Origin of the sequence: Nonomuraea sp. NBC_00507, assembly GCF_036013525.1 — a bacterium.
GTDB lineage: Bacteria > Actinomycetota > Actinomycetes > Streptosporangiales > Streptosporangiaceae > Nonomuraea.
Map to the genome: position 1 here is coordinate 4,823,789 of NZ_CP107853.1, position 12,111 is coordinate 4,835,899.

Annotated in this window: 11 protein-coding genes; 5 read left to right on the forward strand and 6 right to left on the reverse strand. The window is 67.1% G+C overall.

Features of this window, described 5'->3' with window-relative positions:
- Nucleotides 1–36 precede the first annotated feature (36 nt).
- The 6 genes from OHA25_RS23830 to OHA25_RS23855 all read right to left on the reverse strand — a co-directional run bounded on the left by OHA25_RS23830 (nt 37) and on the right by OHA25_RS23855 (nt 6,003).
- Nucleotides 37–1,470: a HAMP domain-containing sensor histidine kinase gene (locus OHA25_RS23830; RefSeq protein WP_327589709.1), complete on the reverse strand. Its 1,434-nt coding sequence runs from the start codon at nt 1,468–1,470 to the stop codon at nt 37–39.
- A complete protein-coding gene (locus OHA25_RS23835) occupies nt 1,467–2,150 on the reverse strand; it encodes a response regulator transcription factor (protein ID WP_327589710.1) in 684 nt (227 codons plus the stop codon). The genes OHA25_RS23830 and OHA25_RS23835 overlap by 4 nt, the downstream gene beginning before the upstream one ends.
- Complete coding sequence (locus OHA25_RS23840) at nt 2,147–2,671, reverse strand: GerMN domain-containing protein (RefSeq protein ID WP_327589711.1); 525 nt, start codon at nt 2,669–2,671, stop codon at nt 2,147–2,149. The genes OHA25_RS23835 and OHA25_RS23840 overlap by 4 nt, the downstream gene beginning before the upstream one ends.
- Nucleotides 2,672–2,715: 44 nt before the next feature.
- The gene (locus OHA25_RS23845; protein WP_327589712.1) at nt 2,716–3,918 is read right to left on the reverse strand and encodes an acyltransferase family protein; all 1,203 of its coding nucleotides are present in this window, start codon (nt 3,916–3,918) and stop codon (nt 2,716–2,718) included.
- Complete coding sequence (locus tag OHA25_RS23850; RefSeq protein WP_327589713.1) at nt 3,918–4,754, reverse strand: SGNH/GDSL hydrolase family protein; 837 nt, start codon at nt 4,752–4,754, stop codon at nt 3,918–3,920. The genes OHA25_RS23845 and OHA25_RS23850 overlap by 1 nt, the downstream gene beginning before the upstream one ends.
- A gap of 265 nt (nt 4,755–5,019) precedes the next feature.
- Nucleotides 5,020–6,003, reverse strand: a complete 984-nt coding sequence (locus OHA25_RS23855; RefSeq protein WP_327589714.1) for a LysR substrate-binding domain-containing protein — start codon at nt 6,001–6,003, stop codon at nt 5,020–5,022.
- A gap of 502 nt (nt 6,004–6,505) precedes the next feature.
- Here OHA25_RS23855 and OHA25_RS23860 point away from each other — a divergent pair.
- The 5 genes from OHA25_RS23860 to OHA25_RS23880 all read left to right on the forward strand — a co-directional run bounded on the left by OHA25_RS23860 (nt 6,506) and on the right by OHA25_RS23880 (nt 12,106).
- The gene (locus tag OHA25_RS23860; protein ID WP_327589715.1) at nt 6,506–7,756 is read left to right on the forward strand and encodes a branched-chain amino acid ABC transporter permease; all 1,251 of its coding nucleotides are present in this window, start codon (nt 6,506–6,508) and stop codon (nt 7,754–7,756) included.
- Nucleotides 7,757–7,989: 233 nt separating this feature from the next.
- The gene (locus OHA25_RS23865) at nt 7,990–8,742 is read left to right on the forward strand and encodes a branched-chain amino acid ABC transporter permease (protein ID WP_327589716.1); all 753 of its coding nucleotides are present in this window, start codon (nt 7,990–7,992) and stop codon (nt 8,740–8,742) included.
- A gap of 118 nt (nt 8,743–8,860) precedes the next feature.
- Nucleotides 8,861–9,769, forward strand: a complete 909-nt coding sequence (locus OHA25_RS23870; RefSeq protein ID WP_327589717.1) for an ABC transporter ATP-binding protein — start codon at nt 8,861–8,863, stop codon at nt 9,767–9,769.
- A complete protein-coding gene (locus OHA25_RS23875; RefSeq protein WP_327589718.1) occupies nt 9,766–10,650 on the forward strand; it encodes an ABC transporter ATP-binding protein in 885 nt (294 codons plus the stop codon). Before OHA25_RS23870 ends, OHA25_RS23875 begins: the two co-directional genes overlap by 4 nt.
- A gap of 121 nt (nt 10,651–10,771) precedes the next feature.
- Nucleotides 10,772–12,106: an ABC transporter substrate-binding protein gene (locus OHA25_RS23880; RefSeq protein WP_327589719.1), complete on the forward strand. Its 1,335-nt coding sequence runs from the start codon at nt 10,772–10,774 to the stop codon at nt 12,104–12,106.
- The last annotated feature ends 5 nt before the right edge of the window (nt 12,107–12,111 follow it).

The window sequence follows — 12,111 nt, forward strand, 5'->3', positions numbered from 1 at the left end:
CCCGTTTACTTGGTTGCCGCGCGTAACGGGCGTTCCTCATGGTGGATGCCGCGGCAGCGTGAGGGTCAGGATGGTTCCGCCTCGGGGGGCGTTGGTCGCGGTGAGAGTGCCGCCGTGCAGGCGCGCGTTCTCGGTGGCGATGGCCAGGCCCAGACCGCTGCCGTCGGTACGGGTACGGGCGGCGTCACCTTTGGTGAAGCGATCGAAGACGTGGGGCAGCAGGTCGGCGGGGATGCCGGGCCCGTCGTCGGAGACGGTGACGGCGATCTGCTCGGTATCGGCCCGGACCTGGACGAGCACCGATACCGCCGTGCCGCCGTGCCGCAGCGCGTTGCCGACGAGGTTGGCCAGGATGACATCGACGCGGCGCGGGTCGAGCCGGGCGCGCAACCCGGGGGCAACATCAGTGCGGACCCGGTCGCGCCAGTGCCGCAGCGCCAGCGTCTTGCCGATGAGCTCGCCCACGTCGACTTCGTCAACGTTCAGTACGGCGACGCCGGCGTCGAAGCGGGACACCTCGATCAGGTCCTCTACCAGGCGGCTGAGCTTGCGTGTCTCGTCGGAGACGAGTTGCAGCGCCTCGGCGGTGAGTGGCGCGAGGCGGCCGGAGGTGGCGTCGGCGTCGATGACTTCGGTCACGGCGGACATGGCCGCCAGCGGGGTGCGCAACTCGTGGGAGACGTCGGCGGCGAACCGGCGTGCCCGCGCTTCCATGTCGCGCAGCGCGGCCGCGTCGGACTGGAGCGTGGCCGCCATGGTGTTGAAGGTACGGCCGAGGTCGGCGAGTTCGTCGTTGCCGGTGACGCGTACGCGGGTGTCGAGACTGCCGCCCGCCATCCGCTCGGCGGCCGTCCGCAGCCGCCGTACCGGTCGCAGCAGTCTGCGCGCGGCCAGCAGTGCGGGGACGATGGCGACCAGGGCGACGGGCAGGGCTCCGGCGCGGGCGGCGGCCGCCAGGGTGTCCACATCCTGCTGCTGGGAGGCCAGGGAGAAGGAGGCGTAGACGACGAGGGGCGGGGGGCCCTGTGGGCGGGCGGCGGCGGTGACCGGAAGGGCCACGGCCAGCCAGGGCACCTGGCCGCGATGGAAACGCTGGGCCAGTGCGGTGGTCGAGGTGGCCGCTTGAGTGCGCAACTGCGCGGGCAGAGGCGGCTGAGCTCCGGTGGCGATGAGCGGGCCGCCGCGATAGGACAGGGCGGTGCGCCAGCCGCGGATGCCTGCCGCGCGGTCCAGTTGCAGCGCCAGCGTACGCAGGTCCGTCTCGGTGGGATCGGCGGGCAGGTCAGGTGTCCGGGAGGCGAGGTGGGCGCGCAGGTCCTGCAGGGCGTCGGCCTGGGCGCGCGCCACGATCGCGGTGCGGCCCTGACGGAAGGTGATGGTGGCGGCGATCACCGCGCTGAGCACGGAGACCAGCAGGAACACCAGGACCAGCTGAGCTCGCAGGCCGCGAACGAGGGACGGGTGAATCACAGCGGCCCGAAGCGGTAGCCGAAGCCGCGTACGGTTTGGATGTAGCGGGGGTTGCGGGGGTCGTCCTCGATTTTGGCCCGCAGCCGCATCACGCACGCGTCGACCAGCCGGTAGTCGCCGTAAAAGGTGTGCTCCCACACCTGTTCCAGGAGTTGCTGGCGGCTGAAGGTCTGTTCGGGCGCGGCCGACAGGAACAGCAGCAGCTTCAGCTCCGTCGGCGCCAGCGCAAGTTGCGTGCCGTGCTTGAGCGCGCGCAGGGCGACCCGGTCGATGAGCAGGTCGCCGTGGGTGGTGCGGGTCTGGTCGGAAGAGGCGGGCGGCGTGGTACGGCGCAGCACCGCGCGCATGCGTGCCTCGATGACCTCGGTGCTGGCAGGCTTGATCACGTAGTCGTCGGCGCCGGCCTCCAGACCGACCACGATGTCCACGTCATCGTCGCGCGCGGAAAGGATCACGATGGGCACCTGGCTGAAGGCGCGGATGCGGCGGCAGGTCTCCAGGCCGCTCATGCCGGGCAGCATCAGGTCGAGCAGCACGACCTCGGGGGCGCTCGCGACGAGTTCGGCCAGCCCGTCTTCACCGGTCGCGACCAGCACGGTTTCGTGGCCCCTGTGGCGCAGGCCGACGCTCACGCCCCGGCGCACGGCCGGATCGTCTTCTATCACGAGCACGCGGGTCATGAGGAGGCTCCTTGGTCGGCTGGGACGGCCGATCCGTTCTCGTCGCATCTGACCCGCCAGGGCCGGTCCATGGCGGGCTCGACCACCTCGATGACGGGGTCGTCGCCGGCGTCCGCGGCGGCGGCCGTGCACACGAGCTGGCTCACCGCCACCGGCCGCAGGTTGCGAACCTGCCAGGGCAGACGCAGTTCCACCCGGCCTCTGGTCGTCCTGGCCCGGACCGGCTGGGTTGACGAAGGAAGGTGTGTGATCAGCCCTCGGGCCCGCTCCTCCGCCGTGGGGCCGGCGAGCAACGCGTTCATGGCACGTTGCAGCCGGTTTCCGGCCGGGGCCGGCCGCGAGACCGGCCAGGTGCCCTCTTGCGTGACGAAGTACACCCGTAGTAGCTGGTTGCTGTTCTCGGTCAGGCCGCCCTGGACCGGCTGACCGGCGGGCAGCACATCGGTGTCGGTGATCCCGCAGCCCGCCAGCGCCGCCGCCGCGACCAGGACGGTCGCCACGCGGCACAGCACCCCCGGCATGTGTTGTTCCTCCTCTTCGACGCGATGTCACCGGCGTGACCTGGCTAGAGCTGGCCGAGCCTGCTCACGTCGACCGTCCCGGCACCGGGCTGCGGCCGCGGTATCGCCGCCCACAATCCCGCCGCCATCACTCCCGCGACGGCCAGCGCCACCCATCCACGGCGTCCGGTGGCCCACCCGGCACGCAGCCGTACCGGGTCCTCGACGGCGACCTTCGACACTACCGCAGCCAGCAGCGACAGGCCGATCGCGGTGACCGTCCAGCCCGAGCCGGCCGGCCCGCCGAGCGGCCAGGGCAGCGGCCGTGGCAGCAGCAGATAGACCGGCCAGTGCCACAGGTACAGGCTGTAGGACAGCTCGCCCAGCCGGCGCGGTACGGCGCCGCCCACTGCCCGGCCCGCCAGACCGTCCGGCGCGTGGGCGAGGAGCGCGATCAGCGCGGCGCCGGCCAGGGCGTGCGCGAACATCCCGCCCTGGAACAGGCCGGGGGTCGTTTCCCTGCTGGTCAGCACCCATGACGCGAGCAGCCCGCCCAGCAGCGGGAGGCAGATCGCGTCCACCGCCGTGCGTGACAGGCCGGCCACGGCGTGGCGGACGGGCGCGGTGGCCGCGGCCGCGCCGAGGAGCAGGGAGAAGGCCCGGGTGTCGGTACCTTCGTAAGCGCGGGTGGTGTCCACGGCCGCCCCGAGCCTGATCATGAGCAGGAGCGACACGAACGCGCCGGCGACCGCGACGAGCGCGACCCGCCGCTGCCCGCCGCGCCCCTTCCCGGCCAGCGCCACCACCAGGGGCCAGACCAGGTAGAACTGCCACTCGACGCTGATGCTCCACAGGTGGGCGAACAGACGGGTGCCGGAGGCGTTCCAGTATCCGATCCGCTCGCCGATGAAATGCCAGTTCAGGCTCTGGGCGGCCGCCCATGGCGCGTCCCGCAGGGCGGACCCCAGCACGCCCGGCCCGGCGAACGCCCAGGCCAGCAGCAACGTTGCCGCGACCATGACGGCCAGCGCGGGCAGGAGCCTACGGGCCCTGCGCCCCCAGAAGGCCACCAGGTCGATACGGCCGCGCCCGGCGAGCTCCTCCAGCAGCAGACCGGTGATCAGAAAGCCGGACAGGACGAAGAACAGGTCGACGCCCAGAAACCCGCCGCGCATGTGCCCGGCGTGGAACAGCAGGACCGCGGCGACGGCGAGCCCGCGCAGCCCATCGAGCGCGCCGATATGCGCGCGGCGGGAGGCTGAAGCCATCAGCCGCAGCCGAGTTTGACGAAGCGCTCGTCGCCGGTCCAAGGCCCGGTGGCCCAGGCGCCGGGGGCGGCCGGAGTGAAGCCGGCCAGCTTGCCGAGCTGCCTGGCGAACCATGTGGCGAAGGCCGCCGACCCTTGTTGACAGGAGTGGATCCCGTCCTTGGCACGCTGGGCCTTGCCAGCGGCGTAGTCGTCCCCCCACAGCTCAGAGGCATCCAGGTAGCGAACGTCGGCGACCTCGGCTGCCATCGCGGGCGCGCTCTTGATCGCGTCCTCGTGAGGCTTGAAGAATTCGTCGATCTTGAACGGCGGGGCGGACACCAGGACGAGCCGGGCACCGGCGTCCTTCGCCGTCCGGGAGAGCTTCTGGTAGGCCGCCAGTTGCTGGCGGGGCGTGCCCCAGTCGTAGGTGGTGATCTGGTACGCGATCATCGTCGGCCGGAAGGAGGCGAGGTCCTCCTTCAGCCTCTTCCAGGTGTCCTTGGCCGCCACGGCCGTCACCGGATGATCACCGGCGACGATGTTGCCGCCGCCGTCAGAGGTGGCGTTCTTGAACCGCACACCGCTGGCCTTCAGCGCGGCCTCCACGGCCGGGGCCTCCGCGCCCGCGATGGAGTCGCCCATCCACAACACCCTGACGCTGGTCGCGGCCTGACTGGCGTGCTGGGCCGTCGCGTCCGTCGCGGCCGGTCCGTCGCCGGGGCCTTCGGTGAATGCGCCGCAGGCCGCCAGCGTGGCCCCGGCCGCGACGGCCACGGCCGCCATCACTCCGGCACGACGGCGGCCAGTGGATCCTTGGGGGAACGGGGAGTCAGGAGAGGGGTTCGTCGGTTGCATGATCCGTAGGCAACCAGACGAATCCGGTGGTCAACCGCATTGTCATCGTTTCATCACACAATGAGGGATCAGCCATCACAGAGCTTCGCCGGCGCGGGACGGCCTGCCGTGGGCGCAGGTGCACGAGACGATGGGGTTCCGACCGGCGACGTTGGAGACCCAGGAACAGCAGACCGGTGTCCGGCCACGGAAGCGCCCCGGTCGAGCGGGGATACCGTGTCGCTGCTGGGCCAGATCACCACACGGCTCAAGGCCCCCTCGGGGGTCAACTCCGGGTCAGATCCCGTGCGCTGCGGCTGATTCGGTCGAGCGCGACGCGGGCAGCAACGACGGCCGGGTGATGGTGGCTGCCAGTGCGGGTAGCGATGAGGACGCGCCGAGCGTTCGGCGGCGTCAGCTCGGTAAGTGTCACTGTAGGAGCGTGGACGCCCCAGGCGAGTTTGGGTAGGAATCCGACCGCCTGCCCGGCCTCGATCAAGCGCACATGGAAGGTGAGGTCGGTCGACTGGTAGCGAACGTGGGGTTCAAAGCCGGCCTGCCGACAGACAGCGCTGGCCCAGCGCCTGGCGGCATTGCCCTCGGGCTCCATGACCCAAGGCAGGTGTGCGAGAGCTGCGAGTTGCGGCGGCTCGCCGTCCGGTGGGGTGGCTAGAAGAAGAGGATCCTCGAGGAGAAGCTGTGTGTGCAGGCCGGACAGAGCCGACGGCGGCTCTCCCGGATACTCCTCGGCGATGACCAGGTCGAATTCGTGCGCGACAAGCGCCCGCAGCGGTGTGCGTTCGTTCTCCTGATGCACGAAGACGCGAAGCTGCGGATGCTCGCGCTGAAGCAGGTCTACGGCAGGTAGGACCAGAGTCTTAGCAGCAGTCTGAAAGGTTGCAATCCGCAGGTCACCCTCGAGCACGGTTTTAGCCCGCGCGATATCGGCCTCAGCCTGCTCGAGCCGGTCCAAGATCACCTCGATATGCCCGACCAGCATCTCCGCCGCGGGCGTCAGACGGACCCGGCGTCCCATAGGTTCCAGGAGCGGGACGCCCACCTCGGCCTCCAGCTGCGAAAGCTGCGAAGAGATGGTCGAAGGACTGTACGAGAGGGCCGAAGCCACAGCTGCAAGGGTGCCGCGGTGCTTGAGTTCGCGCAGCAACCGAAGCCGGTGAAGGTCGTACATCACGCACCAATCGCCGCCCGTGACCACCGATTCGTCGCTTGAGGTGACCGATCGTACGCGAAAACATTTGCTGTCCCGCATCGGGGCACCGCGAGACTGCCTCGTCTTGCGGCATGTCCAACGAGACCGTGAGCCGTTGTCAACCTTCTTTTGAGCAGGTCAGGTGAAGGCCGCCGCGCCTCCACCGGTCGAATGGACGTCCACCGCACGTCCAACCGCCACGACCACCAACCCGGCGCCTACGCGGTCACAGCACTGGATCCGGTTTCTTCCCCGTTGATTGGTCGAAAATTTCGATGAGTACGCATCGAAAACGACGACTGGACCGCGCAATGGGGGGCGCATAGCATTCCAGAACCGCGAGAATCGGTCACCCGAAATCTGCGGTACGGCCGACGCAGCCCGCAGCAGAGTGGTATCGGTCGTCGGTCTCCCCACGCTGTCGTCGCTGCCTGCCGGCCCACCCGCCGCAGGCCGATCAGATATCCCGCCATGCAATTTCGGAGCGGCCATGACACCACCCCGTGCACCTTGGCGCGTACGCCGCCATCCTGCTCGCCTGTCACTACTGCTGGGAGCGGTCATGCTCTCGATCGCCCTGCTCGGCGTCGTGGCAATGGGCGCTCCGACGTACGCGGCTGGTGATCGGACCGTGCAGGGAACGTTGCGCAACTCCGCCGACAACAACGCACCGGTCGCTGGGGTGAAGATCAATGTCCAGTCCAGTACGGGTAAGACCTACACGGGCGTCAGCAACGACCAAGGCCGGTTCGCGATCACTGTGCCTGGCAGCGACTCGGGCACCCTGGCCGTCATCTTGGACACCAAGACGCTTCCCGATGCTGTGCGGATCCGCGACGGAGCGTCGAACACCTTGCGACCGACGGGCACCTTGAGCACGATCACCGTCAACTTCCCCCTCGGTCCCGACACGCGTCAAGTGTCGACGGTGTGGGACCAGATCCCCCAACTGCTCTACAACGGCCTGCTGTTCGGCCTGGTGCTGTCATTGGGGGCTCTTGGCCTGTCCATGGTGTTCGGCACGACGGGACTGTCGAACTTCTCCCACGGCGAGCTGGTGACCTTCGGGGCATTCGCCACCTATCTCGGCAACCGGGTCGTAGGGCTGCCCATCGTCGTGGCGGTGGCGGTGGCGGTGGCGCTGTCGGCACTGTTCGGCTACCTGAACGAAAGGGGTTTGTGGAGACCACTCAGACGCCGCGGAACGGGACTTATCGCCATGATGATCATCTCGATCGGTCTGCAGTTCTTTCTCCGGAACTTCTACCAGTACTTCACAGGCGGCCGCGCCTTGACCTACCGCGAATACGTCACGCCCGCCGGCCGAGACGCCTTCGGATTGTTCACCTACACCATGCGAGACGTCGTCATCATCTCCATCAGCGGGCTTGCGCTCGTCGCGGTCACTCTTGCTTTGCAGTACACCCGGATCGGTCGCGCCACGCGCGCGGTGTCGGACAATCCGGCCCTGGCCTCTGCGACGGGGATCAAGGTCGATCGTGTCATAGCCACGGTGTGGATCGTGGGCACCGCGCTGGCGGGACTGAGCGGGGCGTTCTTGGGATTCTCCCAATCGGTGTCCTACCAACTGGGAGCGCAGGTACTGCTGTTGATCTTCGCCGCTACCTGCGTCGGAGGTCTGGGATCAGTGTGGGGCGCGCTGATCGGCTCGATCATCATCGGGCTGTTCGTCGAGACCTCAACCTTGGTCATCCCATCGGAACTCAAGTTCGCAGGCGCGATGGTTCTGCTGGCACTGGTCCTGCTCGTCCGACCACAAGGCTTGCTCGGCCGCGCCGAGAGGATCGGGTGAGGACATGGACATCATCGGCGCCGTCACGGGGGCACTGCACGACGGCTTCGGCTATGTGGCCGTCTCGTTCTGCTTGGCTGCGATCGGTTTGAACATTCAGTTCGGCTACGCCGGGCTGCTCAACTTCGGTCAGGCCGCCTTCTTGTCGGTAGGCGGTTACATCATGGGCGCGGCGATCGCCACAAAGCGGGATTCCCACCGTCCTCGCGATCCTGCTCGCGATCGCCTTCACCGTGGTGTTGGCGCTGATACTGGGCATTCCTACCCTGCGTCTTCGGGCGGATTACCTGGCGATCGTCACCATCGCGGCGGCAGAGATCCTACGACTTGTGTTCGGGACGTCGTTCCGGACGTACTTTCACGGCAAGGACGGTGTGACCGGCTTTACCGCCGGGTTCCGAAGCCTCAACCCGCTGCCGAACTACGACGGCTTCTTCTTGACCTACAGCCGGGAGGAGCTGTGGACCGTCATAGTCGGCTGGGGCCTGGTCATCATGATCAGTCTGTTCACCTGGGCCCTGATGCGATCACCGTGGGGAAGGGTTCTCCGGGGCATCCGTGAAGACGAGGATGCAATGCGGTCTCTGGGCAAGAACGTCTACGGCTACAAGATCCAGGCCCTCATCCTCGGTGGAGTGGTCGGATGCGCCGGAGGTTTCGTGGGCGCGTTCGGGGCCGCTTCGGTCCAGGCCGACACGTTCAACCTGGACTTCACCTTCATCGCCTTGACCATGCTCATCCTCGGTGGCGCCGCTCGGATCCTTGGCCCGATCGTCGGCGCGGTGATGTTCTGGGCGATCCTGTCGTTCCTCGGATCGGTCTTGACGCAGTTGGCGGGCTACCCGGTCGTGGCGCACTTCATGAACGCCGACCAAGCATCAATCATCCGGCTGATGTTGGTCGGATTGGTGCTGATGCTGCTGATGATCTTCCGGCCGCAAGGCATCTTCGGTGATCGAAGGGAGATCGCGCTCGATGCCCACTGACAACCTCCCCACTGACCACCTCTCCTCGGGCACCGCACCCAAGGACGTCCCAGCTGCCGGTGATACGTCCCAGCCACGGGTTCCCGCCCCCGGCCCCGGCCCCGGGGAGAACAAGTCGATGCGCGAGTGCCGGACTGCTTTGCAGTCGGTGCCGCATGAGCCTGGTGCCGCCAAACCCGACCCCGTTGTGGTCGTGAACGGAATCCGCCGCACCTTCGGCGGCCTCACCGCGGTCGACGTGGAACATCTCGAAATCCAACGTGGGGTCATCACCGCCTTGATCGGACCCAACGGTGCAGGCAAGACCACGTTCTTCAACCTGCTCACCGGCTTCGATCAACCCGATGCCGGTTCCTGGTCCTTCGACGGGACACCGCTCGAAGGCAAGGCAGCCTACAAAGTGGCACGCCTCGGCATGGTCCGGACCTTCCAGCTGACCAGAGTGCTCTCGAAACTGACAGTACTGGAGAACATACGGATGGGCGCCACAGGTCAGCGTGGCGAACGCTTGTGGGCCGCCGCGCTCCCCGCCCTGTGGCGGGCGCAGGAACGAGACATCACCGACCGGGCCCGAGACCTGCTCAAGCGGTTCAAACTCGACGCCAAGGAGGAAGATTTCGCCGGGTCCCTGTCAGGCGGCCAGAGAAAGCTGCTCGAGATGGCGCGAGCGCTCATGGTCGAACCGAAGCTGGTCATGCTCGACGAACCCATGGCCGGCGTCAACCCAGCGCTGAAGCAGTCCCTGCTCGGGCATGTGAAGTCGCTTCGGGATCAGGGAATGAGCGTCCTGTTCGTCGAACACGACATGGACATGGTGCGAGAGATCTCCGACTGGGTGGTCGTCATGTCCCAGGGCAAGGTGATCGCCGAGGGACCCCCCACATCCATCATGTCGGACGAACGTGTCATCGATGCCTACCTCGGAGCTCGCCACGACACCGACATCAGCGAGCTCGAACACGTGATCCAGGTCGAGCACGCGCACGACCACGCCGAGCAGCTGGTCGACCGGGAGGTCCCGAGATGACTTCTGCCCATCAGGGCCCATCGGACTCTCAGGTCACCGATCAGGGCGAGATCGTGGCTGAAACCGATCCCAACGCCCCAAGGAGCGACCAGGCAGCGCAGACAAGGCATCTGCAGGCGGCCGAGGGTGCAGCCCTTCGCGCCGACAATCTGATCGCCGGGTATCTCCCCGGAGTCAACATTTTGAATGGCGCCGATCTGTACTGCCAACCGGGCGAGTTGGTCGGCATCATCGGACCCAATGGCGCCGGCAAGTCGACACTGCTCAAAGCACTCTTCGGGCTGGTCAAGATCACCGCCGGGACGGTTCGCCTGCGGGGCGAAGAGATCACGAACCAGCGCGCCGACGCACTGGTATCCCAAGGGATCGGCTTCGTACCGCAAACCAACAACATTTTCCCCTCGCTCACCATCGAGGAAAACCTGCGGATGGGGTGCTATCAGTCCCCCAAGAAGTTCGCCCCCCGGTTTGCGTTCGTGACCGACCTGTTCCCTGCGCTGGGCCGGCGCCGCAAGCAGCGGGCCGGACAATTGTCAGGCGGTGAGCGGCAGATGGTGGCTATGAGCCGGGCTCTGATGATGGAACCCTCCGTGTTGTTGCTCGATGAACCCTCAGCGGGCCTGTCCCCGGCGATGCAGGACGAGGTGTTCGTGCAGACCCGAGCCATCAACCGCACCGGTGTATCGGTCGTCATGGTCGAGCAGAACGCGCGCCGCTGCCTCCAGATCTGCGACCGCGGGTACGTCCTCGACCAAGGACGCAACGCCTACACCGGGTCCGGCCAGGCGCTGGCCCGTGACCCCAGGGTGATCGAGCTGTATCTCGGCACCTTGTCCAATGCCGCCCAGGCAGACAGCACACCTGCCGGCCAGCGGAACTAGGACTACGACCGCACCTGTTCGCCGGTCGAATCCTCCCATCGCGTCCGCTCCTGACCTCCGCCACGACACAGCCGTGCACCGCACCAATAGCGCAACAGTCCTCACCACACTTGGAGGCCCCATGCCGCTCCCCAGACGCATCACCTGTATCGCCGTTTTGGCCTTCGCCGCGTTGGCAACCGCCGCTTGCGGTTCTAACAGCAGCCCCACCGCAGCCGGCAGCGAGCCGCCGGCCACGGCGGGCACCCAGCCGCCGGCCAAGGCGGGCACCCAGCTCTACTTCGTAGACGGCAACACCGCCGACTACTCCGGTGATTTCGAGCCGGGCACTCTCAACGGTGTGCGCGCCACCCTGCCCGGCGGCAAGATCGGCGACGAGTTCCGGCAGCGGATCCTCAAGATCAACAGCAAGGTGAAGGACTTCACCTACGCTCCGGAGGCCTACGACGCCACGATCCTCTCAGCCCTGGCTGCGATCGCCGCAAAGAACGACTCCGGCAAGGCGATCGCCGAGAAGGAGATCGGCATTACCAGGGATGGGACAAAGTGCACCGGCTTCAAGCAGTGCGCCGACCTACTCGCCGACGGAACGGACATCGACTACGACGGCGCCTCTGGCCCGATCGAGATGAACTCGACAGGAAGCCCGTCCGCGGCGACCGTCGGCATCTACCAATTCGGGCAGGACAACAACTACAAGAATGTCGGCTACGTCAACGGCACCACTCCGGACCAGGCCAACATCCGAGCCGACCAGAAGGTCAGCGGCCCAATCCCCAAGGGGGACGGCACCCTTACGTTCGGCACCCTGCTCCCTGCCACAGGGGACAGCTCCTTCCTCGGCGCCCCGCAGTTCGCCGGCGTGGACCTGGCCATTGACGAAATCAACAAGGCCGGGGGTGTGCTGGGCAAGGATGTGAAGCAGTTGAAGGGCGACTCCGGTGACGGGTCGCCGAACATTGCGCCATCCGAGACCGACAAACTGCTCCGCGGTGGTGCCGACGTCATCATCGGTGCCGCTTCCTCGTCGGTGTCGCTGTCGGTCATCGACAAGATCTCCGGGGCTGGCGTCGTCCAGATATCGGCCGGAAACACCTCGACCGCATTCGACACCTACCCCGACCATGGCATGTACTTCCGTACGGCCCCTTCCGACGTCCTGCAGGGGCAGGTGATGGCCCAGACCATCAGCGAGGACGGTCACCGCAACATCGCAATCCTCGCCCGGCAGGACGCCTACGGAGAGGCATTGGCGAAGAACGTCCGCTCCTTCTACGAGGAATCCGGCGGCAAAGTCGTCTCCTATGCCCTTTACGACGCGAACGCAGCCAACTACACGGCCGAGGTGGAGAAGGTGAAGGCCCAAGACCCGGACGCCATCGTGCTGATCTCGTTCGACGAGAGCAAGAAGATCGTCCCGGAACTCATCAAAGCCGGCATCGGCCAGAACGGCTGAGCCCG